This is a genomic window from Christensenella intestinihominis (genome assembly GCF_001678845.1).
Taxonomy (GTDB): domain Bacteria; phylum Bacillota; class Clostridia; order Christensenellales; family Christensenellaceae; genus Christensenella; species Christensenella intestinihominis.
Map to the genome: position 1 here is coordinate 82,163 of NZ_MAIQ01000005.1, position 26,884 is coordinate 109,046.

The window sequence follows — 26,884 nt, forward strand, 5'->3', positions numbered from 1 at the left end:
TTTGCTTAATCAAAAACTTTGTGGGTATCAATAGTTATACGAGGGGGAATGTATGATGGAACAATGTAAAACCGCATATGCGGAAACGACGCATATCGTGATGTCGGAGGACATCAACCAGCTTGGGAACCTGCACGGCGGAACGCTGATGCAGTGGGTAGATATTATAGGCGCGGTGGCGGCGACGCGGCATGCGCACAGCACGGTGACAACGGCGGCGCTCGACAGCATGGATTTTAAGCACCCGGTGCCCCTGGGGGCAATCGTAACGCTGCGCGCCGTGGTAACGTGGACGGGCCGCACGTCGCTCGAGGTACGGGTGGACGTGTACAGCGAAAAAGCCAATTGCGCGGACAAAAAACGCACCAATACCGCTTATCTCGTGTTCGTAGCGCTCGGATATGACGGGAAGCCGCACGAGGTTCCGCCGTTTACGCCGCAGACGGAAACGGAAAAGCAGGAATATGAACGGGCCCTCAAACGCCGCCAGGCGCGCCTCGCCCGGAAAAACAACGAAGGGGAATGACGGTTTGTTCACATAAGTGAAACAAACTGTCAACTGGGGTACGATTCTTTCAAAAACGCTTTAAACACTGGACTTGCGTCTCCGGTTTCATTAAGATAAAGGCATCCGGAGAACATTTAAAAGAGCAACTTTGTAACAAAATGTCGTTTGCCGAATTTATTCGGTCTGAACCATTACTTTAATTTCCAAGGAGGAAGCCACTATGGCCCGTATCAAAGATTTTATCGACACGACTGATTTTACAAAAAAGGAACTGATGGAGATCATCGACCTCGGAATCGCAATCAAAAAATGTATTAAACTTGGGTATTATCCGCAGCTGATGAAAAATAAGGTTCTGGGGATGATTTTCGAGCAGTCCTCGACGCGCACAAGGGTTTCGTTTGAAACGGCAATGGCGCAGATGGGCGGCCATGCGCAGTATTTGGCCCCGGGCCAGATTCAGATGGGAAAGCATGAATCCGTGGGAGACACGGTGCGCGTGCTTTCGCGCCTGGTCGATATCCTGATGGCCCGCGTGGAGCGGCACCAGACCGTTGTGGATATGGCCAAGGGAGCCGCCATTCCGGTTATCAACGGCATGAGCGACTATAACCATCCGACCCAGGAAATGGGCGACGCGATTACCATCAAGGAACATCTTCCGAAAGGGAAAAAGATGGAGGACCTGAAGGTTGTATTCGTGGGCGACGCGACGCAGGTATGCGCATCCCTGATGATGCTGACGACCAAGCTCGGCATGAGCTTTGTACAGTTTGGGCCCAAGGGCTTCCAGCTCAAGGAAAACTTCCAAAAGATTGCGGAAGAAAACTGCAAGGTTTCCGGCGGTTCGTTCCTGATTACGGAAGACGAAGACGAAGCGATGAAGGATGCGGATTTCGTTTATACGGACGTATGGTACGGTCTCTATGAAGCGGAGCTTTCCAAGGAAGACCGCATGCGCATTTTCTATCCGAAATACCAGGTGGACGACGCGATGCTGGCAAAGGCTTCCCCGGAGGTGAAATTTATGCACTGCCTGCCCGCGACGCGCGGCGAGGAAGTGACGGACGAGGTGCTCGACGGGCCGCGCTCCATCACCACGGACGAAGCGGAGAACAGGCTTACCGCCATGCGCGCGCTGCTCGTATATTTCATGTATCCTGAAAAACCCGTCGACATTGTGGAGCGCGATGCTTCCAAAGCAGGGCTTGAGGCTTACATGAAGGAAAAAGGCCTGATCTGACCAAAATCCTGTCAATTGGGGCGGTACCGCCCTTTGAACATATGCGGAGGCCATGCCCGCCCGCCGGGGCGGGCGGCCGATGCAAAATGGAATAATTCTGTTTAATCAAGAGAAAGAGGAGGAATGGCAGATGGCTACAAAGAAAAAGTTTAAACTGTTCGACGCCGTGCTGGCGGCAGTGTGTATCGTCCTCGTTGTCGAGGCGGTCGCCCCTGCGGCTGCAATCGGCCCGTGGCAGTATATCTGGTGGGCGATTATGCTCGTTGCGTTTTTCCTGCCGTACGGCATGATCTCTGCGGAACTCGGCACCACGTACGACGATGAAGGCGGCCTGTACGACTGGGTGAAGCGCGCTTTCGGGCGCAGGAACGGATCGCGCGTCGCATGGTACTACTGGGTTAATTTCCCGCTGTGGATGGCGTCCCTCGCCGTGCTCTTCACCGACATCCTGCTCGCGATTACCGGCGTGGAGATTAACTGGATACTGACGCTTGTGATCCAGCTTGCATTCATCTGGGTCGTAATCCTGATCAGCAATTACCGTGTCAGCCAGAGTAAATGGCTGATTAATATCGGCACCATCGTCAAAGTAATCCTGATCGTGGCAATGGGCGGCCTCGGTATCTACGGGGCGGTCGTGAACGGCTTCGCAAATTCCGGGTCTCTCGCGGATATTTCGCCGCTGATGGGTATTTCGTTCATATCGATTATCCTTTTCAACTTTATGGGCTTTGAGGTTGTGACGACCTTTGCGGGCGATATGCAGAACCCGAAAAAAGAAATTCCCAAGGCGATCGTCGTGGGCGGCATCCTGATTGCGATTTTCTACCTGTTTGGCGCATTCGGCGTTTCGGCGGCGATTCCGTACAATGAGCTGTCGGTGGACAGCGGCTTCATGGACGCCGCGGGCATCCTGCTGATGGGGGCGCCGGGCATTATCCTCTCAATTATCGGCATCCTGTTTATGTTCTCGCTGATCGCGAACCTTTCCTCGTGGTCGTTCGGCGTCAACTACGTTGCAATGTATGCGGCGCGCGACCATGCGATGCCCAAGGTGTTTGAAAAAGAGAATAAGGACGAGGTTCCGTCGAGCGCAAACATTATCAACGGCGTTGTCGCAACGGTGATTGTAATTGTTGCGGCAATACTCGGGCAGGTCAACCCCGACGCGGTGGACGCCTTCTGGACGCTTTTTGCCCTCAACGTGGTAACGCTCCTCGCCTCCTACATTTTCATGTTCCCGGCATTCCAGAAGCTGCGGAAGGTGGATGCGGACCGTGAGCGGCCGTATAAGGTGCCGGGCGGAAAAGGCATGATCGGCATTATGACGTGGGTGCCGTTTGCGCTGCTGATCCTGGCGATTGTGTTCCTGCTGTTCCCGTACAACGCGGATACGGGGATGCTTGAGCCGGATATCATACTCATCATCGGCGTAATTATTTCCGTAGTGCTCGGCGAGATTATTGCCGCGGTGACGACGAAGAAAGCGCCGAAGGAAACGGCGCGAAAGGAATAAGGTAAAATGCGGCGGCGGAAATGCCGCCGCAAAAATGGATATTGAAAGGTGTGTTTACAATGAAAAATTATACTTCCAAACCAAAGGCCGACGGCTTTAGGATGCCCGGCGAATTTGAACACCATGACGGCTGCTGGATTTTATGGCCGCAGCGCCCCGATAACTGGCGCATGGGCGGGAAACCCGCGCAAAAGGTTTTTGTCGAGGTTGCAAAGGCAATCAACAAATTCGAGCCGGTTACGGTCGGCGTAAACGAAGACCAGTATGAAAACGCGCGCGGGATGCTCCCGGAAGATATCCGCGTCGTGGAAATGTCCAACGACGACTCATGGATTCGCGATTGCGGCGCAACGTTTGTCGTAAACGACGAAACGGGCGAGGTGCGCGGCGTGGACTGGACGTTCAATTCGTGGGGCGGCCTTGTGGACGGGCTGTATTTTCCGTGGAACCTTGACGATGAAGTGGCGCGCAAAATGTGCGATATCGAATATAAGGGCCGTTACCGCCTGAACGATTTCGTGCTCGAGGGCGGCAGCATCCATTCCGACGGCGAAGGAACCGTTATGGTCACCGAGGAATGCCTGCTTTCCGAGGGACGCAACCCGCAGCTTACGAAGGAAGAGATTACGCAGGTGTTGTGCGATTACCTCGGCGCCGACAAGGTGATCTGGCTGAAAAACGGGATTTATCTCGATGAGACGAACGGACATGTGGATAACATCTGCTGCTTTGTAAAGCCGGGCAAGGTGTTGCTTGCGTGGACGGACGACGAGAGTGATCCGCAATATGCAATTTCAAAGGAGAACTATGACATCCTTTCGGCTGCAACCGACGCCAGGGGCCGTAAGCTTGAAATTGTGAAAATGTACGTTCCTTCCCCCGTGACGATCACAAAAGAGGAAGAAGAAGGCGTAGACGCCGTCGACGGGACGCTCCCGCGGCTCGAGGGCGACAGGCTGGCTGCTTCCTATGTAAACTTCTACATTGCAAACGGCGGCATTGTGGTTCCGGGCTTCGACGACCCGAATGACGCAAAAGCGGTACAGACCTTGAAGGAGTGCTTCCCGGACAGGGAAATCGTCCAGATTCCCGCCCGTGAAATCCTTCTTGGCGGCGGCAATATTCATTGTATTACGCAGCAGCAGCCATCCGGCAAATGACGCGCACACAGTATGGCGCATTTCTGCGTTAGGGCATCGGCTCCCCTTGTGCGGCGTATGTTAAATACGCCTCCGCGGGTCGCTCGCCCTGCCTTGAACTGCATCCATCCTGTGCACGCTTTGGGGCAGGTCGTTGCTTTTACCGGCAGGTGCATCCAACCTGTGCATGCTTCGTGGCAGGCCGTTGCTTTTACCGGCAGATGCATCAACCTGTGCACGCTTTGCGGCAGGCCGTTGCTCCTGCCGATATGAGACGGGCACGGATGAAACAACGGTAAACAAAACAATAAAGGGCCCCGCGCGAAAGGTTTCGCGGGGGGGCGGGCAAATCGATTGACGAAACGGCAGTACCGGGCGGGCGCGTCCCGCCCGGGAAGAAGCCGTGGAATTCACCTTGGAAAACAAAAAACAGGCAGGGAAACGGATATTTGATTCGTTTTATGGTTATTGTTACTTTAAAAGCTGTTATCCCCAAAAGGGAAATACCGGGAAAAGGCGGTAAAAAACAATGTGTAGAATGGTAATTGCACTCGGCGGGAATGCGCTTGGCAACACGCCTGAGGAGCAGCTCGAACATGCAAGATATGCGGCGAAAGCGATCGTTCCGCTGATTCTGGCTGGGAACGATATCATCATATGCCACGGGAACGGCCCGCAGGTGGGGATGATTAACCTTGCGTTTGAAAAAGGATACGAGGGCGGATATACGCCATTGATGCCGCTTGCGGAGTGTACGGCGATGAGCCAGGGATACATCGGCTACCACCTCCAGCAGGCGATAGATGCCGAGCTTGTCGCCAACGGAAACGACGATACGCCGGTTATTACAATGCTTACGCAGGTTATCGTGGATGAAAACGACCCTGCCTTTAAAAACCCAACCAAGCCGATCGGCGGATTTTATGACGAAGCAACCGCCAAAAAGCTGATGGAAGAGACGGGCTGCAAATATGTCGAGGACTCCGGACGCGGCTGGCGGAGGGTGGTGGCGTCGCCAAAGCCGGTCAGCATTTACGAATACATGACGCTCGATACGCTCATCAGCGCCCGCGAGGTTATTATTGCCGGCGGGGGCGGGGGAATCCCGGTTATTAAGACGGAAACGGGCTATCATGGCGTTGCGGCGGTGGTGGACAAGGATTTTGCCGCGGAAAAGCTGGCGGAGCTGGTGCATGCGGATTACCTGTTCATCCTGACGGCGGTGGACCGCGTAGCAATCAACTTTGGAAAACCGGACCAGGAGGAAATCCTGCACATGACGCCGGACGAGGCGGCCGAATATATCGCCCAGGACCAGTTTGCGCCGGGCAGCATGCTTCCCAAGGTACAGGCGGCATGCGAATTTGCAAAAAGCCGCGAAGGACGCAAGGCGATCATCGGTTCGCTTGAAAAAGCGCCGCTGGCGCTGGAAGGGAAAAGCGGGACGCTGATTGAAATGTAAAACAAACAGGAGAATAAAAATGCCGCCGCGGAAGGACGACTTCCGGAGGCGGCATTTTTTCACGAGGGCGAGGTGCGTGACAGCCCGCCTGTTTTTTATCCGATCCGGTATTATTTACCCCGTTCGATATGCTATAATAATAAAATTAGTAAACGGGAGAACAGGAAATGCTTGCATCATTTACGGACGTGACCGTCGCATACGGGGAAACGGAAATCTTAAAAAATGTTACCGCAAACATCAACGCGGGGGACAGGATCGGCCTGATCGGGCCCAATGGCGCGGGAAAGACGACGCTGCTTAACACACTGGTGAAACGGATACGGCCGGAAGAAGGCGCCGTGGCCCACAAGGCGGACCTTTCGGTTGGTTACCTCGAGCAAAACAGCGGGCTTGACGCGTCGAGCACGATTATCGGGGAAATGCGCAGCGTATTCCGGAAAGCGCTTAACGCCCGCGAAAGAATGCAGCAAATTGCCAAAAAAATGGAGCAGGCCCCGGACGACACCGCCCTCCAAAAGGAATATGCGCATGCCCAGAACGTGTTTGAGGCGGGCGGCGGCTATGATTTCGAGGTGGAAATCAGGAAAATACTCAACGGCATGGGCTTTTCGGATAAGGCTTATGAAACGGACATCGCCACGTTATCCGGGGGGGAAAAGACCCGCCTGGCAATCGCGCGGCTCCTGCTTTCGGACCCGGAGCTCCTGATCCTTGACGAGCCGACCAACCACTTGGATTTTAAAACGCTGATGTGGCTGGAGGATTATTTAAACGGATATAAGGGCGCGGTGCTGATCGTATCGCACGACCGGTATTTCCTCGATAAGCTGGCAAAAAAAATCTGGGAGCTGGATGAAGGGGAGCTTACCGAATATACGGGTAATTATACGCAATATAAACAGCTCAAGGCGGAATATGTTTCGTGGCAAATGAAGGAATATGAAAAGCAATCCCGGCAAATTGCGCACATGGAGGATTATGTGGCGCGCAATTTAGCGCGCGCGTCCACAGCGAAAAGCGCGCAGAGCCGGGTAAAGCAACTGAGCAAGCTTACGCGCATCAGGAAGCCGAAAACAGAGGCGCAGACCCCGTCCTTCAGCTTTACGTTTTCCCAGCGCCCGGTAAGCGACGTGCTTATGGTGCGTGACCTGGACCTTACGGTCGGCCGGGAGCAGAAGGTGCTTGCGAGGGATGTGAACATCGAACTGAAGCGCGGCGCGAAGGCGGCGGTGATCGGGGACAATGGGACAGGAAAATCAACGCTGGTTAAAAGGCTTGTCGCGGCCTCAAGGGAACCGGAGGATGGAATTGTTTTTGGAAAGAATACGCTTGTAGGGTATTACGACCAGGAAAACAAGAACATGACGCCGGAAAAAACGGTGGTGCAGGAGGTGTGGGACGCATTTCCATCGCTGCTGGAATATGGGGCGCGGTCCATGCTGGGGCGGGTGCTCATTACGGGCGAAGAAGTCTATAAACACATTGGCGACCTTTCGGGCGGGGAACGCGCGAAGGTGGGGCTTGCCCTGCTGATGTGCGGCGGGTATAATGTGCTGCTCCTCGACGAACCTACCAACCACCTCGACCTGCCCGCGCGGGAAAGCCTCGAGGCGGCGCTCAGGGAATATGAAGGCACGCTGCTTTTTGTATCGCACGACCGCTATTTTATCAACGCGCTTGCCGAAAGAATCTACGAGATATCGGACCAAAGGGTGCGCGGGTTTGACGGCACGTTCGATGAATACCGGCAGGTAAAGGAGCAGGAGGAACAGCAGGAAAGGGAACAAAAGGATGCGCCGCAGACGTCCGGCCGCAAGACGCAGGAAATGAAAAACCCCAGGCAGCGGCGCGCGGAAGAGGCGAAACGGCGGGAACGTATTTCGCGGCTGGAAAAGGAAATCGCCGCGGCGGAAGCGCGCGAAGAGGAGCTTGGTAGGCTGATTGCAGAAAATCCGGCGGATTTTGAGCTGGTCGGCAAGTGCTGCGCGGAGATGGAAGAATTGAAAGAACGGCATGAAAAGCTGCTTGAGGAATGGGTTGCGCTGGATTAAATATTAAAACATCCCTTTCGATATAAAAAAATTTCATTGCACATATTGACAAAAGGGCAGAAAAATATTATGATTATTGCAAACGATTGCAGAAAACGTTTGCAGAACCTATGGGGATGGGAGACTGCTCGCATGGTCAATTCAAATACGTTAAAAGATATCGCAGAAAAACTGAATGTTTCCGTTTCCACCGTTTCGCGGGCAGTGAACAACAAATCCTATGTCAAGGAAGAAACACGGCAAAAGGTATTGCAGGCGCTGAAAGAATATCATTATGTCCCGAACGAGATTGCCCGGTCACTGAAATCACAATCCACAAAAACAATCGGGGTGATTATCCCGGATATCTGTGAAATGTTTTTCGGGCAGATTATCAAAGGAATCGACGAGGTTGTCTCGCCGGCCGGTTATACCATTATCGTGTCTGATTCCGGGGAAAGCAAAACGAACGAAGCGCGCGATTTGGAAATGCTGTTTCAAAAAAGGGTGGATGCCCTTGTGCTGGCGACCGTCGAATTGAAGGGAAAAAAAATCCTGCAATTTTTGGATCATGATATTCCCGTAGTGTTCATCGACAACCTGCCCGTAATCGAACAGGAAATTGACGCAGTGATGATCGACAATGCGGAAGCAAGCCGGATAGCCGTGCGCCATCTGATCGGGCTCAACCATCGGGAAATTGCAGTCATTATCGGCTCGATTGAAGAAACCACCGGGTATGACAGAATGATGGGCTATAAAAGCGCGCTTGAGGAAGCGGGAATACCTGTCGACGAACGGCTGATCGCCTATGGCAACTACAAGGAAAACAAAGGCTATGAATGTATGTGCGCCCTGCTCGACCAGATCGGGGAAGTGCCGTTTACAGCCGTATATGTAACGTCCGAAATGATGACCTTCGGCGCAATCAAGGCAATTAACGACAGGGGCCTGCGTATCCCGGAGGATATTTCCCTGATCGGCTTCGACGTACATGACAAAACGGGGCTTGTGGTTCCGGGAATCACCACCATACGCCAGCCGGAAAGCCTGATCGGCACCAAAACGGGAGAGCTCCTTATTAAGCGCCTGAAGCAGAAGGGCAACAAAAAAAGCAGGCAAAAGGCGAAATGCCAGAAAATTCTCCTAGACCCTTATCTTGAAATCAAACAAAGCTGTAGAAAAAAGTAAAGTTTCATCCGGTAATTGTTTACAATCTAAAGACCTCTCTTATTTCAAAAAGCAAAAAAATGATTGAATGGAACCCTGGCATATTTTGAACCGTATGGCAGAGTTGGAAAAAACAGTTTTCTGCAAACGTTTGCAGAAACATTAAAATAATTTTTTGCAACGAAAAAATGATAAAAGCAGGTGAAAAATTTGGAAAAAGCGATATTAAAAATGGAGGGAATATCAAAGAGTTTTCCCGGTGTAAAAGCGCTGGACGGGGCCGCGATTGAAGTGCGGGCCGGGGAAGTGCATGCGCTGATGGGGGAAAACGGGGCGGGGAAGTCGACCTTTATGAAGATACTCAACGGTTTGCTTGAACCGGACGAAGGGAGCATAGAGTTTGATGGCAAAAAGGTGGAAATACACAGCCCGTCCGAAGCCCTCGGGCTTGGAATCGCAATGATCTACCAGGAACTGAATCCCATCAAAGACATGACAATCGCAGACAATATTTTCCTTGGGCGCGAATATACCAGGGGAAACAGCGTATTTGTCGACAAAGGCAAAGCCGAGGCGGAGGCCGACAAACTGCTGGAGGAATTCGGTATGCCGGTCCGGGCCAAAACCCATATGCGCGGGCTTTCCATCGCGCAGATGCAAATGATAGAGATTATCAAAGCGGTATCCTCCGGGGCCAGGCTGATTGTTATGGATGAACCGACTTCATCGCTCACGGATGAGGAAATTACAATCCTGTTCCAGACAATACACGACCTAAAGCGGAATAACGTCGCGGTGATCTATATTTCGCACCGGCTGGAGGAAATTTTCCAGATAGCGGATACGGTCACGGTCCTGCGGGACGGGAAATATATTGACAGCAAAAAGGCAGGAGAGCTTGACAGGGATTCGCTGATTAATATGATGGTTGGCCGCAGGCTGGATAATATCTTTCCCAAAAAAGAGGTTGAGATTGGCGGCACCGTACTGGAAGTGAAACATATTACGCGGAAGGGAGTATTTGAAGACATCAGCTTCCATGTGCGCGCCGGGGAAATCGTAGGGTTCTATGGCCTGGTGGGCGCGGGGAGAAGCGAAGTGATGCGCGCCTTGTTCGGGCTTGACCGCGCCGACTGCGGGGAAATATGGATGGACGGGCGCAGGATCAGGATAAAAAAGCCGCAGGATGCGATAGCGAACGGAATTGCCCTTGTCACGGAGGACCGGAAGGATACGGGGCTTGTCCTGTGCCGGTCGATCCGCGAAAACATCGCGCTCCCAAGCCTCGGGGATTTTTGCCGGGCGGCGTTTCTTGATAAAGAGAAGGAAAACAAAAAGTGCGATGAAATTGCGGGGAAACTGACGGTGAAAATGAGCGGGCTTTCCCAGGAAGCGGGAAATTTATCCGGGGGGAACCAGCAAAAGGTGGTTTTGTGCAAATGGATGATGAAAAATCCCCGGCTCTTGATTCTCGACGAGCCCACGCGCGGCATCGACGTAGGGGCAAAAGCGGAAATCCATTCCCTGATGGGGGATTTTGCGAAGGCCGGAATGGCGATCATAATGATCTCGTCCGAATTGCCGGAAATTATCGGGATGAGCGACAGGATTATTGTGATGGGCGAAGGAAAAATCAGGGGTGAATTTAAGATCGGCGAATATTCACAGGACGACATTTTGAAATGTGCATTGGGAGGTAAAAAGTAATGATGGCATTTGGAGGAAATAAAGAAGGGGCGTTAAGCGGGCAGAAAAACTTTAAGCAATACCTGAGAAGCTATGCCCTGGTAATCATATTTTTAGGCGTTTGCGCGGTTTTTGCAATTGCATCCCCGACATTCCTGCAACCCACGAATATCGTCGGCGTATTCAGGCAGATTGCAATCAACGGCGTCCTGGCCCTCGGGATGACCCTTGTGATTATTACCGGCGGGATCGACCTTTCCGTGGGTTCGCTGATGGCGATCACCGGCGTGGTATCGGCAATGATACTGGAAAACAACCCGAACATGCTGGCCGTGGCGCTGATTGTGGGAATCGGCGCGGCTGCCCTTATGAGCATGTGGACGGCGGTATTGGTGGCAAAAATGAGGATCGCCGCATTTATCGCTTCCCTTTCCACCATGACCATCGCGCGCGGGGTTGCGCTCGTCGTTGCGGACGGGATTCCCCATACCATCAAGGATACGGCCTACAGCGAGATCGGCAACGGATACCTGTGGGACCCGGCGGCGACGGGCGGCGTCGGCTTTCCGGTGCTGGTACTGATCCTGATCGTAGTGGCCGTCATCACGGCGGTAATCCTGTATAATACAAAATTTGGGCGCTATATCTATGCGGTCGGCGGAAATGAAAATGCGGCCGAAGCGTCCGGCGTAAACGTTGTAAAGGTAAAATTCTGGACCTACGTCCTGAACGGCGCCCTTTGCGGTGTCGCGGGCATGATGCTTGCGGCCCGCATTACGTCCGGCCAGCCAAACGCGGCGACAGGCTATGAGCTCGACGCGATAACGGCGGTTATTATCGGCGGGACCAGTATGGCGGGCGGAAGCGGAAAAATCAGCGGGACAATTATCGGCGCATTGATTATCGGGGTCCTCAATAACGGACTTGTTTTGCTGGGGGTGTCGTCCTACTACCAGCAGATTATCAAAGGTATCATTATTGCAGTCGCAGTGCTGCTTGATATGAAAACCAAGAAAGGGAATTAAGGAGGAAAAATGAAATGAAAAAACTGACAGCGGTAGTACTCGCCATCCTTTTGGTGGCAATGGTGGCAGTGGGATGCTCGGGAACGGCGGAGCCGTCCGCGTCTGCGGACCCGTCCAAGGCGGCGGAAAGCAGTGAATCCGCAGCACAGCCCGCGGAAGACGCGGGGAAGGTGTGGAAGATCGGCATTTCAACGCAGTCCTGGGAGCATGAGTTCCTGAAGAACATGGTCAACGCCCTGCAGGCAATCGACGAATCAATGCCCGATGTGGAGCTCGTGATCGTTGACAGCGAAGATTCTGTTGAAAAACAGCTGAACGACGTCGATACGCTGATCGCGCAGGGAGTGGACGGTATTATCCTGAATGCGGACAGCGTGGAAGGCAGCAGCCAGGCGGTCGTCGCGGCGAAAAACGCGGGGATTCCGCTCGTCGAGCTTGTCTCGCTGACTGAAAATGAAGATTACGACACATTCGTCGGGACGGACGTAAAGGCCTCGGGGCTCCTTGCGGGCGAAATGGTGGCCGATATGCTCGGCGGCAAAGGAAAAGTATTTGAAATCCAGGGCGTTATGGGGCACTCCGCGCAGATCAACAGGGGCGCGGGCATTGCGGAAACACTGGAAAAATACCCGGATATCGAGCTGGTTGAATCGCAGAGCGGCGAATTCACCAAGGATAAGGCAATGTCCGTAACGGAGGCATGGCTCGCGAAATACCCGGCAGGGGAAATCGACGCCATCATTGCCCACAACGACGGCATGGCCCTTGGCGCAATGAACGCATGCATCAGCGCGAACCGCCCGGAAATCAAGATCATCGGCATCGACGGCGATGCGGAAGCGCTGCAGGCGGTAATCGACGGAACGATGGCGGCAACGGTTGTGGACGACGTTGAAACGGAATCAAAGCTTGCTGTAGAAGAAATGGTGAGCATCCTGAACGGCAATGAACCCAAGGGCAAAATCCTTGCGGAATATATGCCGGTTAAGACGGCTGAAGAAGCAAAGGTATGGCTTGAAAAGAGACAGTAGTACGAAAGCGGAATGCCGTGGGGCGGGGAAAGCAAGCCTTTCCCCGCGGCCTGCGGCGGAAAGGGAGATAGCCCGATGAAAGTTTTAACAGGTTCCTTTCAGTGCGAATCAAATTCGTTTTGCGATGATGTGGCAACGGAAAACGATTTTGAGGTTCATTTTGGAAACGACGCGGCGCAAAAGCTTGCCGCGACACGATATTTTGAAGAAAACGGCATAGAGGCCGTACCGCTGGTGTTTGCCAGCGCCCTGCCGAGCGGGGAAGTCGCGTATTCCGCCTATTGCTATTTTGAACGGATATTCCTTGAGAAAATCAGGGAGCAGGAGGATTACGACGGAATTTATATCTATTTCCACGGTTCTATGTATGTGGAAGGGCACGGCTGCGGGGAAGAGCTCCTTACGACGGCGATCCGCAGGGAAATCGGGGATAAAATACCGATTTCAGCCGCTTGTGATTTCCATGCGACGCTGTCGGACCGGTTTTACAGGAATGTGAATGCCGTCAACGGATTCCGCACGGCGCCGCACACGGACCATGACGATACGGAGCGGCGCGCGGCGCGGTCGCTGATCGAATGCATGAAACGGAAAATCACGCCGGGGCTGCAGCGCGTCAGGGTTCCGTTCCTGGGGGCGGACGCATCCGTTACGGCAAACGAGCCCTATCTCTCCGTCACAAAGGAGCTTAGGAGGCTCGATGCGGAAGACCATGTCATCTCGTGCGCGTTTTTCAACGGCCACGCATGGTATGACGCGCCGCATACGGGGGCCTGCGCCGTGGTAGCGGATATGGACGGCGAAACGGCGTTTGAAGAGGCGATGCGGCTTGCAAAAATATTCTGGGAGCACAAGGAAGGCGCGGTCTTCGAGGGCGCGATGCCCACGGACGAGGCGATCGAATATTCGCTTGCGCAGCGGGACGGGCTGGTCTTTGTGGACGACTCGGGAGATAATACGACAGCCGGGGCATGGGGCGCGGGGACGCTTATGCTGCGTAAATATCTGGAGAAGAATGCGTCCGGCGTTCTTATATGCGGAATTTTTGACTCGGAGGTCACGGGTGAGCTTTTACAAAGCAAGCCGGGGGAGAAACGGCACATCGTATTGTGCAGGGGCAGGCACACTGCACAGGAGATCGAGACAGGGCTCGACGTTATCGTAAAAAGCTCCGGAATTGTATGCGGCTGGGCCGGGGACGAGGTAGGCGAAGGAGTCGTCGTAGAAAGCGGCGGCCTCGATATCCTGGTTACGAACGCCCGCGCGGCGTTTACGACCTTGCGCCATTTTGAAAAAATGGGGATTCAGCCGCACGATTACCGCATTATTGTGCTGAAGATGGGATACCTGTTCCCACGGCTGTGGGAAATATCGGAGCAGGCCGTGGTGGCGCTTACGCCCGGGCAAAGCACAAACGATTTTTCTCAAATCGATTTTAGGAGGGCGCCGGAGCGGCTGTATCCCGCATGCACGGATATCAGGTGGGAAGAAATTGAAGCGGAGGCAAAAAGGAGTCGGTTATGAAGAAAATTATGCCACAGCCCAAGGTCATGAAAGACCTTCCGCCGGGGACGGGGACTTTTCCGGGAATCCGCGTCTGCTCAAACTGTAAAAATATGGAAGGCGCGGAGGACTTGTTCCGGGCACGGTTCTGGAATATGGAAAGCGTGCTGTCGGACGGTCCGGACAGCTATCCTGTCCGTTTAAACGATAACCTGGACTGCGAAAACGGTGAAAAATTGTTTTATGAACAGGGTTATGTCCTTCACGTGCAGCAGGACGGGGCGGAGGTTTACGCCGCGACAAAGCAGGGCCTTGCCTATGCGGCCGCCGCGCTGAAGCAATTGATTTCCCATACCGAAAACGGATATGTGATCCATTGCGCACATATCGAGGATTACCCCTCCGTGGAAGTAAGGGGCATATCCATTCCCCTCACGTGGTATGCCGGATACGGGCGGATCGGCTTCGATTCCCAGCTTTGGAATTTCGGGCAGTGGAAGCAGTTTCTGGACATCTGCTCCGACTACCGGATCAACCAGCTCAACATGGTACTGTACGGCTTTTGGCCGTTTGAATTTCCGGAATATCCCGAGACCGTATTCCGGGGGCTGAAAATGCAGGTATACGACCCGGAGAGCGACGGCTGGATTACCGTCGAATACACGCATCCGAATGTGGAAAAGCCGTTCCTCAAGGAGCTCATCGAATATGGGCACGGGCTTGGAATCAAATTTTTCGCATATACGGGGCTCAACAGCTACAGCGGCGGATATGCGTGCAGGCACCCGGAAAAGCGGATGAAGAAAGAAAAGGGGAGCAAATTCATCAACGATTTCGACAGCCTGTGCCTGAGCGAGCCGGATACCATCGAATATTTGAAGGCAAGCATCCGTAAAATTGTAGAGCAGGGATTTGACGGGATCGATTTCGAGGAAAGCGAGGAAGCCTTCTGGTATTGCAACTGCGACCAGTGCCGGAAAACATTCTGGAAAGATGCGAATACGCCCGAGGAAGCGCTCCACGCGGCCAATACGGCGCTTTTGAAAATCCTCTATGAGGAAATCAGGAAAACCTCCGAGCATTGCGTGGTTGGCCTGAGGGCGTGGCGCCAGCCGCCGCTCATCCGCAGCCGGGAACTGATTGACAGCATGGTGAAAAGCATCCCGGAAGATATTGTGCTGTTCTGGGCCCCCGGCCAGTATGTGCCGGATGAGGAATTCCACAAATGGATAGCCGCCTTTGGCAGGGAACGGATATGGGGACGTGATACGGAGGCAATCGGCTTTGCGGCGTGCTTCGGCAGGCTCCTGCGGCCGTTCCGGTGGAACGGGCTGCGGGCGGAGGAAGAGACGATTACGCAGTTTGTGGAAGAGGACATCCGCCAGCACAGGGGCTCCGTAGAAATGAAGGTAAAAGGGATCAACGGATACCAGTTTGAATGGTATGGCTTTTTTATGGCGCTCTTTGCCCATTCCTATTATGGATGGGGCGGAACGATGGAAGCCGGGGAGTTCTACCGTTATTCCCTCGAGGCGACTTTTGGCGAAGCGGCGGACGACGTATGGTATGTCATGAAGAACATGCTGACAATCCATGAAAGCCAGATGAAAATATATACGGCTGAATTCCCCATGACGCGCAATAAGGTGGAAAAGCAGGATATTCCGCGCATCAGGCGGGCCATTGAAGAATACCCGGATATGATGGAAAGGATCGGCAGGATTCGCGAATCCGTCCGCGCGGATGAAAAGACGGCCCACTTCGACCTGCATTTCCAAAAATGGGAGGTCGCAATGCGGCGGCTGAGGGTTATTTACGATATGGCGCTCGCGTCCATTGCATACGATCATGCGCCGACGCCGGAGGAACGCCGGAAGCACCTGGAAGAAATGTACCTGCTGAATGAAAAGGAATTCGAGATCATCCGCAGCAGCTATTTCGATGTGAATCCGATGACCGAAGCCGGGGTAAAATCCTGCTGCTTCCCGTACCACGAGATGAAGCGCATTCTTACAAATGCCCTTTATCCCGACCGGGAGGACAACGAACCGATCTATGCGGGCGTGGAAGCGCTCGGGTGGCTATGGGCATAAAACGAAAAACGGAAAAGGAGAAATGATATGTCTTACTACAACGAACAGGAAACAAAAAACAGGATTGCAAAGGTAAAGGAAATCCTGAAGGACAAGGGACTTGACGCGGCTCTCATCTATTATGACGAGCTGAACATTGCAAACGGCTGGTATCTTACGGGATGGTGCCCGCAGTTCGAGAAGGGGGCGGTGCTCCTGCCGACGGAAGGCGAAGCGCTCCTTTTGGGCGGGCCGGAAAGCGAGCCCTTCGCAAAAATGAGCAGCGCGATCAAGGAAACGCGCAATTTCTCGGCCTTCATGGTGCCGGATGAAGAGTACCCGAACGCAACGATTATGGACTTCGCCGGGTTGGCGGAAGAACTGAAAGCCAAAGACTGCGTGCTTCGGAAGGTTGGTGTTGTCGGGACGAGCGCAATCCCTTACCAGGTATACACGCAGTTCAGGGAAGGCTTCGGGGACGCGGAGCTGGTTGACATCACCGGCGAGTATGAAGCGCTGCGGGCGCATAAATCCGCGTGGGAAGCGGAGAACGTGAGGGAATCCTTTGGAATGTGCTACGAGGCGTTTAAAGCCATGAAAGCCGCGGTGAAGCCCGGCGCATTTGAACATGAGGTCGCGGCGGAGGGCGAATATATCTGCCGCAAGCACGGCGCGAACAGCTTCGCCTACACCACAATCGTGGGCAGCGGGGAGCGCTCGGATGCGGTTGTCCCCACGGCGATCAACAAGGAAATGAAAGCAGGCGAATGGGTTATGATCGGCATTGCGCCGCGTACAAACGGATATGCGGGAACGATGGGCGAAACGCTTCCGGTTTCGGGAGAATATACGCCCGAGCAGCGCGACGCGGTCAACACCCTGAGAAAAGCGCTGCGCATTACAAAAGAAATCCTGAAGCCGGGCATGAGCGGCAGGGAGCTGGACGTTCCGGCGCGCAGGCTTTTCGAGGAAAAAGGGCTGATCGAATATCTGGTATGCCCGTTTGTGCACACCATCGGGCTGATGGAAGCGGAAGGGCCCTTCTATGGGCCGAACAGCGACGATAAGCTGGAGGAAGGAATGACGGTGTGCATCGACGTCAGCTTTTTCGGGCATCCGACGCTGCACGGCGCGCGCGTCGAGACGGGCTACCTGATTACAAAGGACGGCTGCGAGCCGCTGAGCCCTGAAATGGACGCAATTTTTATGGAAGACCTATAAGGAACAGGGGAGGACGAAAATGGAGCTAGGAAAGAAAGTTTGGGTGTTTGCAGACGGAGACCTGCCTCCGCAGGGCCAAAGCGAGCCGCTGGGGCATGAAGCGCTGATGGTCGTAAACAACTGCGGCGAACCCGCCGAAATCACGCTCGACCTGCTGTTTGAGGACAAGGAACCGAAGGAGGGAATCAGGCTCGCCGTCCCTGCAAAACGGGTCAATTGCTTCCGGATGGATTTTCCCATCGGCGAAGAGGGTTACAGCATTCCCAAGGGGCAGTATGCGGTGATCCTCACCTCGAACGTCCCGGTGGTGGCCGTGTTCGGCAGGCTGGACCGGAGAAAAGACATGGCCTACTATCCGGTTGCCGGCTACGGCGTATAATGACCCTCCCGATACAAAAGCGTTTTTCCAAGTGAAAAACGCTTTTGTCATGCAGGGGTAAAATGATAATTCACTTGTGAATTCAGCCGGCTTATATTATAATAACTGAGTATGGTAATTTAACGGAATAAGGGGTTTTGGTTTTTGAAGATTTACAATTCGATGACGGGTCAAAAAGAGGAATTGAACCCGCTTCATCCGGGACAGTTTAATATTTACGCGTGCGGGCCGACGGTATACAACTATTTCCACATTGGAAACGCCCGCCCGTTTATCGTGTTCGATACGCTCCGCAGGTATCTGGAATACCGCGGTTACAAAGTGAAATTTGTACAGAATTTTACCGACGTGGACGATAAAATGATCCGCGTGGCAAACGAGGAAGGCATCACGGTAGGGGAACTTGGGGACCGCTATATTGAGGAATATTTCAAGGACGCGCAAGCGCTTAACATTCGCCCCGCCACCGTGCATCCCAAGGCGACGGAGCACATCGGCGACATTATTGCGCTGGTGAAGAAGCTGGTCGATACGGGGCACGCTTATGAGCTTCACGGCGACGTGTATTTTGATACGCAGAGCTTCCCCGGTTACGGCAAGCTTTCCGGCCAGGATATTTCCGAGCTTGAGATGGGCGCGCGTATCGACATCAATGAAGAAAAGAAAAACCCGATGGATTTTGCGCTTTGGAAAGCAAAAAAGGAAGGCGAGCCCGCGTGGGACAGCCCGTGGGGGCCGGGACGCCCGGGCTGGCATATCGAATGCTCGGCGATGAGCATGAAATACCTCGGCGATACGCTTGACATCCATGGGGGCGGGCAGGATTTGAAATTCCCGCACCATGAAAACGAGATTGCCCAGAGCGAAGCCGCGACGGGGAAACCGTTTGCGAATTACTGGATGCACAATGGCTATATCAACATAGACAACAAGAAAATGTCGAAGTCGGAAGGGAACTTCTTTACTGTCCGCGATATTCTAAAGGAGTTCCGCGGCCCGGCGGTGCGCCTTTTCATGCTGAGCGCCCATTACCGCAATCCGATCAACTTTTCGCGCGAGCTTCTTACGCAGTCGGAAACGGCCTATGACCGCATACTCAATTGCCGCGAAAACCTGAAATTTATTATGGAGCATCCGAAGGACGAGCCGGTGGATATTGCCCCGGCGGTTACGTCGGCAGGTGAAAAATTCAACGCCGCGATGGACGACGACCTCAATACGGCGGACGCCATCGGCGGGATTTTTGAATATATCAAGGAGGTCAACACCCTTTTTGAAAACGGCGGGCGCGCGGAGGATGCAAAAGCGGCGCTTGCGGAGCTCGATACGCTTATGGATGTGCTCGGCATACTTCCGGAAGCGGACGAGAGCATCCCGGAGGATGTCAAAAAGATGGCGGAAGAGCGGCAGGCCGCCCGCGCGCAAAAGAACTGGGCCGAGGCAGACCGCCTGCGGGACGAGCTGAAAGCCCGCGGCTATGAACTGAAAGATACGCCGGACGGCGTTAAAATCAATAAAATCTAGGGGGAAAACAGAAAGATATGGAAGGCGCTTTTAATTTTATGATCATCTTCGACATCTTCATTGCGGTATACCTGTTATACTACGCAATCAAGGGGTCGGGCAAAGCGTATGAGAACGATTATCCGGAGGAAATGCAGGCGGAGCACAGGAAACTCCTGCGCACCTTTTGCTGGATTACGGGCGTACCGCTGCTGGTGCTGTCCGTACTGGAATATACGAGTGCGGACAAGGCAATGTCGATCTGGAGCATCATCAGCATTGTTTATATCCTCGCATGCGTGGTGGCCTATTTCATTATTTTCCGTGTGAAGTTTAAGGAATACCTGCGCGATCCGCGCAAAAACTTACCGAAAAGGTAATCGGCGCACAAAGAACTTACAAGGGCGAATAAAAGTCCGGCGGCAAAAGCGCCGCCGGGCTGTTTGCATTGAGCCGGAACGGGTATCATAAAATTGTGGAAAGCGGGGAAGGGCATGGAATTTTTTGCGCCATATCTGAATATAATCACAACGGTCCTGTACCTTGTTTCGGTCGCCATACTTCTATGGGGCTTTGTTTTATGCCTCAAAGACTTTTTGGCCCCGCACTTCAGGCGGATGAAAAAGGCGGAGCGGATGAGGAAGCTTGCCGATGTGAAAAACGGCCTCGGCGGATATATCCTGCTGGCGCTGGAAGTGCTGATCGTGGCGGATATTATCGACTCTATCGCAAAACCGACCTTCGAGGATATCCTGCGGCTTGCCGCAATCGTGGCAATCCGCACCGTTATCTCCTATTTCCTCAATAAAGAAATCAGGGATTCGGAACAGCAGGAAAAAATACAAGATAAAGAGAAAGAAACGGAGTAAATGAGATGAGTGAAGATTGTACACATGACTGCGGAAGCTGCGCCGAAAACTGCAGCTCGCGGGAGCAAAACCCGGCGGATTTCCTGGAAGCGCCGAACGAGGCGAGCACCATCAGGAAAGTGATCGGCGTGGTCAGCGGGAAGGGCGGCGTAGGCAAATCCCTCGTGACCTCGATGCTGGCTGTTTTACTGCGCCGCAAAGGGCTTAACACCGCGATTCTCGATGCGGATATTACAGGCCCGTCCATCCCTAAAATGTTCGGCATAACGGAAAAAGCGCGCGGGACGGAGGATGCGATCTTCCCGGTGTATACCAAGGATGGAATCCAAATTATGTCTGTAAACCTTCTCCTTCCGGACGAGAGCGACCCGGTGGTGTGGCGCGGGCCGGTGATCGCCGGGACCGTGACGCAGTTCTGGAAGGACGTGATCTGGTCCGATGTGGACGTAATGTTTGTGGATATGCCGCCGGGCACGGGCGACGTGCCGCTTACGGTGTTCCAGTCCATACCTGTGGACGGCATCATTGTGGTGACATCGCCGCAGGAATTGGTGTCGATGATTGTGGGCAAGGCCGTCAAGATGGCTAATATGATGAACGTGCCCGTTGTGGGGCTTGTGGAAAACATGAGCTACCTGAACTGCCCGGACTGCGGCAGGAAAATCCCGGTTTTCGGCGAGAGCCACGTAGAAGAAACGGCCGCAAAATTTGGGCTTAAGGTCCTTGGCAAGGTGCCGGTCGATCCGGAAATTGCCCGCGCGGCCGATGACGGCAGGATTGAGGCGCTTCCCGGGGAATGGCTTAAGGAAGCGGCGGAGCAAGTGGAAAAGCTATGAGCGAAAAGGCGCGGCTTGCCGGGCGTTACTTCAGGGAAGGATATAATTGCTGCCAGTCTGTGGTGCTTGCGTTTGCGCCGGAGGCCGGGCTTGACGGGAAAACGGCTGCGCTGCTCGGGTCTTCCTTCGGCGGGGGAATGGGCCGGCTGCGCGAGGTGTGCGGCGCGGTGAGCGGTATGTTCCTTGTGCTGGGCCTTGTGGACGGCTATGATTCCCCGGCGGATATCCGCGGGAAGGCAGCGCAATACGCCCGCGTGCAGAAGCTTGCGGAAAAATTCCGGGGCGAAAACGGTTCCATCGTATGCAGGGAGCTTTTGGGGCTCGCGGAGCATACGAGCGGGCCTGATCCTGAAAAACGCACGGAAGCCTATTATCAAAAACGCCCCTGCGCGGAGCTTGTGGAATGTGCGGCAGGACTTCTGGAAAAGGAACTGCAAAAATAATATTTGATTTAGTAAAATGCCCCAAATATTGCGAAGGAAGCGTTTGGGGCTTTTTTCTGCCCTTGCGGAGGGGAACGCAAAGTTTTAGCGATTTTATGAATAATCCCCGCGGCGGTTGAAAAAGCAGATGAAAATCACTATAATAGACACTACGGAATTGTAAGGCTAAACTTTGGATATGAGGTGGTTGAAATTAAGATAATCGATATTACCCATGAACTGAACAGTGAAACGAAGGTATACGAGGGAGACCCACACGTACGTCTCGAGCAGTTTTACACGGTGGACAATTACGGCTATGCCGTGACAAAGCTGACGATGGGCTCGCACAGCGGAACCCATATCGACGCGCCCGCACATGTTGTGATCGGCGGGAAAACCACCAAAGAGGTGCCGCTATCCACATTGATCGGCGAGGCAATCCTTGTGAACAAGAAGGACTTTCGCCTCCCGCGCGGGACAAAGCGCGTCATCCTGAAGGGCACGGAAGAGGCGGAAGGCCGCCTGACGGAAAAGAGCGCGCGCAGCCTTGCGGATGCGGGCATCCGCCTGATCGGCACGGACGCGCAGTCAATCGGGAACGATGCGGTTCATAAAATTTTGCTTTCGGAAGGGATTGTGGTGCTGGAGTCCTTAAAGCTGGACAAGGCGGAACCGGGAAGCTATATTTTGTGCGCGCTGCCTTTAAAAATTGATACGGACGGCTCGCCGATTCGTGCATGTCTTATTCAGGAGTGGGACGAGGAATGAGTGAAACAGGCCTGCGGGAGCATGGCTCCGGCTGGATACGGCTTATGGCCGCCGTTGGAACGGTGCTGGTTGTTCTTTCGGCTGCGGTAGCCTGCATCAGCGGGGCGGCGTTTGACAAGAGCTTTTACCGTGAAGAATACCGGAAGATGGATACGGCGGCGTATGTGGGCGTTACTGATCCCGTTTTGGAACAGGCGACCGATACGCTGCTTGATTATTTACAGGGGGCCGCGCCTTCCCTTGACCTCGCCATGGAAAACGGGGAGGAATATTACAGCCAGCGTGAAAAGGACCACATGGTCGACGTAAAGGCGCTGTACCAAAACGCCGTCCTGTTTATGACGGTTGGGTTTTGCGTGGGCGGGGCGCTGATTGCCGGATGCTTTGTATGGAAGAAAAAACATGCACTTGCCCCTGTGCTGCGCAGCTATTTCTGGGCGACCCTGGGCGTGCTTGCTTTTTTTGCCTGCATCGGCGTCTGGGCGGCGGCAGATTTCAACAATTTCTGGGTCAGCTTTCATCATGTGTTTTTCACCAATGATTTGTGGCTGCTCGACCCGGCGGTGTCGCGTATGATACGTATGTTTGCGGAAACGTTCTTTGCCGGGATGGTGGCGAGGATACTGGCGTGGTTCCTTGCAATCGCGGTGGGAACCGCGGCGGCGGCCGGAATTGTTTACCAAAGGATGAAAAAGCATGGAAGACCTTAATATACTCGCAATTGAAACCTCGTGCGACGAGACGGCGGCGGCGGTTGTGCAAAATGGCCGCAGGGTCGTTTCGCAGGCGCTTTATACGCAGATTGAAATCCATAGGGAATATGGAGGTGTGGTGCCCGAGATTGCCTCGCGCAACCATGTGAAGAAGCTTCCGCATGTCGTGGAGGCCGCAGTACGCGACGCGGGCGGCTTTGAACGGATTGATGCGATTGCCGTAACGAACGGGCCGGGGCTTGTGGGGGCGCTCCTCACGGGCGTCTCCTATGCCAAGGGGCTTGCGTATACGCTTGGCAGGCCGCTTGTGCCTGTGCACCATATTGCCGGGCACATTTGCGCGAATTATGTTTCCCATCCGGAGCTCGAGCCGCCCTTCCTGTGCCTTGTGGCGTCGGGCGGGCATACCCAGATTGTATGGGCAAAGGACTATACGGAATATGAAACGCTGGGGCGTACGCGGGACGACGCGGCGGGCGAGGCGATCGATAAGGTGGCGCGGGTCCTGGGGCTGCCGTACCCCGGTGGGCCGAATTTGCAGGAGCTTGCAAAGCGCGGGGACGAAATGAAATATAAATTCCCGCACAGCTTCCGCGGCGAGGATCATCTGGATTTTTCGTTCAGCGGGCTTAAAACGGCGGTCATCAACCTGCTGCATAAATTTGACCAGCAGGGGCAGGAATATAAAAAAGAGGACGTTGCCGCGTCGTTTTTGAAAAACGTTGCGGACACGCTCGTGAAAAATACGTTTGAAGCGGCGCGCAGGACGGATGCCGGGGTGATTGCGGTAGCGGGCGGGGTTTCCGCGAACGAACAAATCCGCGCGGCGTTTGAGAAAAAAGCGGAGGAAGCGGGCGCAGCCCTTTATTTTCCGGAACTCCGCTATTGTACGGATAACGCGGTGATGATTGCGTCGTGCGCATATTACGAATTCCTGAAGGGAAAACGCGCAGGGCTGGACCTCAACGCGCAGCCGGTGATGGAGCTTTAAGGAGAAATAAATGAGGCTGAAAAAATGGTTGTTTGTCCTGCTTGCGGGACTTATGCTGTTTGCGTTATGTGCCTGCGGGGAAGAAAAAGAGGGACAGAATCCGTACGCTTCCGCCAGCCTCGAGGGAATGAAAATCATTGTCGATCCGGGGCACGGCGATACGGATGTGGGAACCATCGGGGTTTCAACGGGGCGGTATGAGAAGGAAGTGAACCTTGAAATCGGCCTGAAATTGCGGGAAGCGCTTGAAAAAGAGGGCGTCACGGTAATCATGACGCGCGAATCGGACGAACCGGTTGCCGCGGCGGAAGAAACGGACATCGCGAAACGCAAGGAAGCGGATATGCAAAAGCGGGAGCAGATTATCCGGGATGCGAACGCAGATATGTACATAGGAGTTCACCAGAACAGCTTTGAAAGCGCGGACGCGTACGGCCCGCAAATATTCTATTATACGGATTCCGCAGAAGGCAAAAAGCTCGCGGAAAGCATTCAAACGGTGATGAACGAGGAGCTTGAAATCGAGACGCCGCGCAAGGTGAATTTCGGGCGGTACCGGCTACTTGCGCCGGGCGGCCAGCCCAGCGTGACGGTGGAATGCGGTTTCTTCACGAATCCCGCGGAGGAGGAAAAGCTCCAGCAGGGGGAATATCAGGATAAAGTGGTCGCCGCCATTGTGGACGGGATTAAATATTATAAAAGCAATAAGTAACGGGCAATAGATAATAGGAACCGGCTTCGCCGATGAATATGACCGGTATGCGGAGCGTGCACATTCTCTATTACGTATTACCGGTCAGCTATTACTTGGAAAGACTTGCGGGATGTTAAACGGACTCACTGAAAACTTAGTGCTCACGGAGGAAAAGGCGTCGCAGATGCCGCCGCTTACGCTCGCCTATATCGGCGACAGCGTATTTGACCTCTATGTGCGCACAAAATATGTGCTTGGGTGTTCTAAAAATGCGGGCGCGCTGCATTCCATGAGCATCCGGCTTGTGAACGCGCGTGCGCAGGCGGCGTTTGCGCACCGGTGGATGGAGCGGTTTACGGAAGCGGAAGCGGATATTTTCCGGCGGGGAAGGAACGCGAAGAGCCCTTCGCCGCCCAAAAATATGAGCATTGCGGATTATAAATATGCGACCGCCCTCGAGGCGGTAATCGGATACCTGTTCCTGACGGGGCAGGACGGGCGCATCGATGAAATACTCGGGACGCTCGATTTTGAAGTATGATTTGCGGGAGGAAAAGAAGATGCCAAAGACAAAGCTGAAAACAGTGCTGCTGGCAGCCACGCCCGACCCGGAGCTGATTGTTTCCATGGGGGCGAAGCTATGCTATTCCAAGGCGGATATTGCCGACCTTGAAAAAACGGCCAAAAGCCCGGAGTTTATTGACAGGCTGACGCAAATGGGGCATCTTTCGCCCATCGAGCACGCGTCTTTTTCCTTTGGCATTGAAGGCGTATCGCGCGCGCTGCTTGCGCAGATCACGCGGCACCGCCTGGCGAGTTTTTCCGTACAGTCGCAGCGGTATGTGAACCAGAGCGCTAAAAAAGGCGAATTTTCCTATGTGATTCCGCCCAGCATCGAAGCGCTGGGGCAGGAGGCGGTTCAAAAATTCGAGGAGCAGATGCGGACCATGCAGGGCTGGTACGAGCAGTGGGTGGAAGCGCTGGGAAACGCCGGGGAAAAATCGAACGAGGACGCGCGTTTTGTCCTCCCGAACGCATGCGAGACAAAAATGATCGTTACCATGAACGCGCGCGAACTCCTGCACTTTTTTGCACTGCGCTGCTGCAACCGGGCTCAGTGGGAAATTCGTGAGCTTGCGTGGCAGATGCTTGCGCTGGTGATGGAAAAAGCGCCGGCCCTTTTCAAAAATGCCGGGCCGTCCTGCGTATGCGGGGCGTGCAGCGAAGGAAAAATGTGCTGCGGCAGGGCGGACGAAGTGCGCGCCCGGCACCGGGCGCTGAAGGAGGGCTGCGGACATGAATGAACGGGAATATGTGATCGGGCGCAACAGCGTACGCGAAACGATTAAGAGCGGGGAGCAGATCGACCGTATTTTCGTCCAGCAGGGGCTTACAGACGGGAGCATCCGCGAGCTTTTGATGCTGGCGCGGCAGAACAGCCTCGTTGTGACGGAGGTGCCGCGCGCCAAGCTGGACGGCATGTGCGCGGGAATGGGGCCGGACGGACGCCCGGGGAACCACCAGGGAATTGCGGCGCAAATCCCGGCATTCCGCTACAGCGAGCTGGAGGACATTTTCGAGCTTGCCCAGGTACGCGGGGAAGAGCCCTTTATTGTAATCCTGGAGAATGTGCAGGACCCCCATAATTTGGGCGCGGTAATCCGCAGCGCGGAAGCGCTCGGGGCGCACGGGGTTATCATCGGGAAACGCCGGTCCGCGTCGCTGACCGCATCGGCGTTCAAGGTGTCGTGCGGGGCCGCGCAATACCTCCCGGTCGTCAAGGTGACAAATATCAACCAGACGATTGAGGAACTGAAGAAACGGAACGTGTGGACCACGGCAGCCGATATGGACGGCCAGCCCCTTTCCACCACAGACCTCACAGGCGCGATGGCGCTCGTGATCGGCGGGGAAGGCGAAGGCGTGGCAAAACATACCAGGGAACTGTGCGACCTTGTCGTGAAAATCGAAATGGGGGGCAAGACCAGCTCGCTCAACGCCTCGTGCGCGGCAAGCATCCTGATTTATGAGAAGCGGCGGCAGGAATTGGTCCGGTAGGAAAGGAAAGCAATTGACGGAAGAGGAGCGGCAGAAGCT

26 protein-coding genes are annotated in these 26,884 nt (G+C 54.2%); all 26 read left to right on the plus strand.

The window, feature by feature from the left end; all coding sequences use genetic code 11:
• Positions 1-52: 52 nt before the first annotated feature.
• The 26 genes from BBD38_RS08250 to rlmB all read left to right on the plus strand — a co-directional run bounded on the left by BBD38_RS08250 (position 53) and on the right by rlmB (position 26,845).
• A complete protein-coding gene (locus BBD38_RS08250) occupies positions 53-526 on the plus strand; it encodes an acyl-CoA thioesterase (RefSeq protein ID WP_066686622.1) in 474 nt (157 codons plus the stop codon).
• Positions 527-728: 202 nt separating this feature from the next.
• Positions 729-1,751 (plus strand): putrescine carbamoyltransferase, encoded by a 1,023-nt coding sequence (gene ptcA / locus BBD38_RS08255; protein ID WP_066686623.1) that lies wholly within the window; start codon positions 729-731, stop codon positions 1,749-1,751.
• 130 nt (positions 1,752-1,881) lie between these two features.
• Positions 1,882-3,267, plus strand: a complete 1,386-nt coding sequence (locus tag BBD38_RS08260) for an APC family permease (RefSeq protein ID WP_066687025.1) — start codon at positions 1,882-1,884, stop codon at positions 3,265-3,267.
• A 59-nt stretch (positions 3,268-3,326) separates the two neighbouring features.
• The gene (aguA, locus tag BBD38_RS08265) at positions 3,327-4,427 is read left to right on the plus strand and encodes an agmatine deiminase (RefSeq protein ID WP_066687028.1); all 1,101 of its coding nucleotides are present in this window, start codon (positions 3,327-3,329) and stop codon (positions 4,425-4,427) included.
• A 508-nt stretch (positions 4,428-4,935) separates the two neighbouring features.
• Entirely contained in the window at positions 4,936-5,868 is a 933-nt protein-coding gene (gene arcC / locus BBD38_RS08270; RefSeq protein WP_066686624.1) for a carbamate kinase, read from the plus strand.
• A gap of 167 nt (positions 5,869-6,035) precedes the next feature.
• A complete protein-coding gene (locus BBD38_RS08275; RefSeq protein ID WP_066686631.1) occupies positions 6,036-7,922 on the plus strand; it encodes an ABC-F family ATP-binding cassette domain-containing protein in 1,887 nt (628 codons plus the stop codon).
• A gap of 132 nt (positions 7,923-8,054) precedes the next feature.
• Positions 8,055-9,092 carry a LacI family DNA-binding transcriptional regulator gene (locus tag BBD38_RS08280; RefSeq protein WP_066686632.1) on the plus strand — a complete coding sequence of 346 codons (1,038 nt, stop codon included), beginning with the start codon at positions 8,055-8,057 and terminating at the stop codon, positions 9,090-9,092.
• A 189-nt stretch (positions 9,093-9,281) separates the two neighbouring features.
• Entirely contained in the window at positions 9,282-10,778 is a 1,497-nt protein-coding gene (locus tag BBD38_RS08285) for a sugar ABC transporter ATP-binding protein (RefSeq protein ID WP_147568122.1), read from the plus strand.
• Positions 10,778-11,782 carry an ABC transporter permease gene (locus BBD38_RS08290; protein ID WP_235829117.1) on the plus strand — a complete coding sequence of 335 codons (1,005 nt, stop codon included), beginning with the start codon at positions 10,778-10,780 and terminating at the stop codon, positions 11,780-11,782. Before BBD38_RS08285 ends, BBD38_RS08290 begins: the two co-directional genes overlap by 1 nt.
• 14 nt (positions 11,783-11,796) lie before the next feature.
• A complete protein-coding gene (locus BBD38_RS08295; RefSeq protein WP_066686635.1) occupies positions 11,797-12,813 on the plus strand; it encodes a substrate-binding domain-containing protein in 1,017 nt (338 codons plus the stop codon).
• A gap of 75 nt (positions 12,814-12,888) precedes the next feature.
• Positions 12,889-14,337: a M81 family metallopeptidase gene (locus BBD38_RS08300; RefSeq protein ID WP_172807801.1), complete on the plus strand. Its 1,449-nt coding sequence runs from the start codon at positions 12,889-12,891 to the stop codon at positions 14,335-14,337.
• On the plus strand, positions 14,334-16,409 hold the full coding sequence (locus BBD38_RS08305; RefSeq protein ID WP_066686641.1) for a glycoside hydrolase family 20 zincin-like fold domain-containing protein: 2,076 nt from the start codon (positions 14,334-14,336) through the stop codon (positions 16,407-16,409). Before BBD38_RS08300 ends, BBD38_RS08305 begins: the two co-directional genes overlap by 4 nt.
• Before the next feature lie 27 nt (positions 16,410-16,436).
• Complete coding sequence (locus tag BBD38_RS08310; RefSeq protein ID WP_066686643.1) at positions 16,437-17,609, plus strand: M24 family metallopeptidase; 1,173 nt, start codon at positions 16,437-16,439, stop codon at positions 17,607-17,609.
• A 19-nt stretch (positions 17,610-17,628) separates the two neighbouring features.
• Positions 17,629-17,988, plus strand: coding sequence for a sensory rhodopsin transducer (locus BBD38_RS08315; RefSeq protein ID WP_066686646.1), 360 nt, complete (start codon positions 17,629-17,631; stop codon positions 17,986-17,988).
• A 144-nt stretch (positions 17,989-18,132) separates the two neighbouring features.
• Positions 18,133-19,512 carry a cysteine--tRNA ligase gene (cysS, locus tag BBD38_RS08320; RefSeq protein WP_066686648.1) on the plus strand — a complete coding sequence of 460 codons (1,380 nt, stop codon included), beginning with the start codon at positions 18,133-18,135 and terminating at the stop codon, positions 19,510-19,512.
• Between the two features lie 38 nt (positions 19,513-19,550).
• On the plus strand, positions 19,551-19,871 hold the full coding sequence (locus tag BBD38_RS08325) for a hypothetical protein (RefSeq protein ID WP_147568123.1): 321 nt from the start codon (positions 19,551-19,553) through the stop codon (positions 19,869-19,871).
• A 114-nt stretch (positions 19,872-19,985) separates the two neighbouring features.
• Positions 19,986-20,360: a DUF1622 domain-containing protein gene (locus BBD38_RS08330; RefSeq protein ID WP_066686658.1), complete on the plus strand. Its 375-nt coding sequence runs from the start codon at positions 19,986-19,988 to the stop codon at positions 20,358-20,360.
• 5 nt (positions 20,361-20,365) lie between these two features.
• A complete protein-coding gene (locus BBD38_RS08335; protein ID WP_066686661.1) occupies positions 20,366-21,196 on the plus strand; it encodes an Mrp/NBP35 family ATP-binding protein in 831 nt (276 codons plus the stop codon).
• Positions 21,193-21,639 (plus strand): C-GCAxxG-C-C family protein, encoded by a 447-nt coding sequence (locus BBD38_RS08340; protein WP_066686674.1) that lies wholly within the window; start codon positions 21,193-21,195, stop codon positions 21,637-21,639. The genes BBD38_RS08335 and BBD38_RS08340 overlap by 4 nt, the downstream gene beginning before the upstream one ends.
• Before the next feature lie 183 nt (positions 21,640-21,822).
• Positions 21,823-22,389: a cyclase family protein gene (locus tag BBD38_RS08345; protein ID WP_172807802.1), complete on the plus strand. Its 567-nt coding sequence runs from the start codon at positions 21,823-21,825 to the stop codon at positions 22,387-22,389.
• Entirely contained in the window at positions 22,386-23,099 is a 714-nt protein-coding gene (locus BBD38_RS08350) for a TIGR01906 family membrane protein (protein WP_066686677.1), read from the plus strand. Before BBD38_RS08345 ends, BBD38_RS08350 begins: the two co-directional genes overlap by 4 nt.
• Positions 23,086-24,093 carry a tRNA (adenosine(37)-N6)-threonylcarbamoyltransferase complex transferase subunit TsaD gene (gene tsaD / locus BBD38_RS08355; protein WP_066686693.1) on the plus strand — a complete coding sequence of 336 codons (1,008 nt, stop codon included), beginning with the start codon at positions 23,086-23,088 and terminating at the stop codon, positions 24,091-24,093. The genes BBD38_RS08350 and tsaD overlap by 14 nt, the downstream gene beginning before the upstream one ends.
• Before the next feature lie 10 nt (positions 24,094-24,103).
• Complete coding sequence (locus BBD38_RS08360) at positions 24,104-24,805, plus strand: N-acetylmuramoyl-L-alanine amidase (protein WP_066686695.1); 702 nt, start codon at positions 24,104-24,106, stop codon at positions 24,803-24,805.
• Positions 24,806-24,917: 112 nt separating this feature from the next.
• Positions 24,918-25,328: a Mini-ribonuclease 3 gene (locus BBD38_RS08365; protein ID WP_066686697.1), complete on the plus strand. Its 411-nt coding sequence runs from the start codon at positions 24,918-24,920 to the stop codon at positions 25,326-25,328.
• Positions 25,329-25,347: 19 nt separating this feature from the next.
• Positions 25,348-26,091 carry an FAD-dependent thymidylate synthase gene (gene thyX / locus BBD38_RS08370; protein WP_066686699.1) on the plus strand — a complete coding sequence of 248 codons (744 nt, stop codon included), beginning with the start codon at positions 25,348-25,350 and terminating at the stop codon, positions 26,089-26,091.
• On the plus strand, positions 26,084-26,845 hold the full coding sequence (rlmB, locus tag BBD38_RS08375; RefSeq protein WP_066686701.1) for a 23S rRNA (guanosine(2251)-2'-O)-methyltransferase RlmB: 762 nt from the start codon (positions 26,084-26,086) through the stop codon (positions 26,843-26,845). Before thyX ends, rlmB begins: the two co-directional genes overlap by 8 nt.
• Positions 26,846-26,884 lie beyond the last annotated feature (39 nt).

Excerpts from the sequence above, each read along its gene's own strand:
- BBD38_RS08250 (WP_066686622.1), top strand. The coding sequence starts at position 53 with ATGATGGAACAATGTAAAACCGCATATGCGGAAACGACGCATATCGTG.
- ptcA (WP_066686623.1), top strand. The coding sequence starts at position 729 with ATGGCCCGTATCAAAGATTTTATCGACACGACTGATTTTACAAAAAAG.
- BBD38_RS08260 (WP_066687025.1), top strand. The coding sequence starts at position 1,882 with ATGGCTACAAAGAAAAAGTTTAAACTGTTCGACGCCGTGCTGGCGGCA.
- aguA (WP_066687028.1), top strand. The coding sequence starts at position 3,327 with ATGAAAAATTATACTTCCAAACCAAAGGCCGACGGCTTTAGGATGCCC.
- arcC (WP_066686624.1), top strand. The coding sequence starts at position 4,936 with ATGTGTAGAATGGTAATTGCACTCGGCGGGAATGCGCTTGGCAACACG.
- BBD38_RS08275 (WP_066686631.1), top strand. The coding sequence starts at position 6,036 with ATGCTTGCATCATTTACGGACGTGACCGTCGCATACGGGGAAACGGAA.
- BBD38_RS08280 (WP_066686632.1), top strand. The coding sequence starts at position 8,055 with ATGGTCAATTCAAATACGTTAAAAGATATCGCAGAAAAACTGAATGTT.
- BBD38_RS08290 (WP_235829117.1), top strand. The coding sequence starts at position 10,778 with ATGATGGCATTTGGAGGAAATAAAGAAGGGGCGTTAAGCGGGCAGAAA.
- BBD38_RS08295 (WP_066686635.1), top strand. The coding sequence starts at position 11,797 with ATGAAAAAACTGACAGCGGTAGTACTCGCCATCCTTTTGGTGGCAATG.
- BBD38_RS08300 (WP_172807801.1), top strand. The coding sequence starts at position 12,889 with ATGAAAGTTTTAACAGGTTCCTTTCAGTGCGAATCAAATTCGTTTTGC.
- BBD38_RS08305 (WP_066686641.1), top strand. The coding sequence starts at position 14,334 with ATGAAGAAAATTATGCCACAGCCCAAGGTCATGAAAGACCTTCCGCCG.
- BBD38_RS08310 (WP_066686643.1), top strand. The coding sequence starts at position 16,437 with ATGTCTTACTACAACGAACAGGAAACAAAAAACAGGATTGCAAAGGTA.
- BBD38_RS08315 (WP_066686646.1), top strand. The coding sequence starts at position 17,629 with ATGGAGCTAGGAAAGAAAGTTTGGGTGTTTGCAGACGGAGACCTGCCT.
- BBD38_RS08325 (WP_147568123.1), top strand. The coding sequence starts at position 19,551 with ATGATCATCTTCGACATCTTCATTGCGGTATACCTGTTATACTACGCA.
- BBD38_RS08330 (WP_066686658.1), top strand. The coding sequence starts at position 19,986 with ATGGAATTTTTTGCGCCATATCTGAATATAATCACAACGGTCCTGTAC.
- BBD38_RS08335 (WP_066686661.1), top strand. The coding sequence starts at position 20,366 with ATGAGTGAAGATTGTACACATGACTGCGGAAGCTGCGCCGAAAACTGC.
- BBD38_RS08340 (WP_066686674.1), top strand. The coding sequence starts at position 21,193 with ATGAGCGAAAAGGCGCGGCTTGCCGGGCGTTACTTCAGGGAAGGATAT.
- BBD38_RS08350 (WP_066686677.1), top strand. The coding sequence starts at position 22,386 with ATGAGTGAAACAGGCCTGCGGGAGCATGGCTCCGGCTGGATACGGCTT.
- tsaD (WP_066686693.1), top strand. The coding sequence starts at position 23,086 with ATGGAAGACCTTAATATACTCGCAATTGAAACCTCGTGCGACGAGACG.
- BBD38_RS08360 (WP_066686695.1), top strand. The coding sequence starts at position 24,104 with ATGAGGCTGAAAAAATGGTTGTTTGTCCTGCTTGCGGGACTTATGCTG.
- BBD38_RS08365 (WP_066686697.1), top strand. The coding sequence starts at position 24,918 with ATGTTAAACGGACTCACTGAAAACTTAGTGCTCACGGAGGAAAAGGCG.
- thyX (WP_066686699.1), top strand. The coding sequence starts at position 25,348 with ATGCCAAAGACAAAGCTGAAAACAGTGCTGCTGGCAGCCACGCCCGAC.
- rlmB (WP_066686701.1), top strand. The coding sequence starts at position 26,084 with ATGAATGAACGGGAATATGTGATCGGGCGCAACAGCGTACGCGAAACG.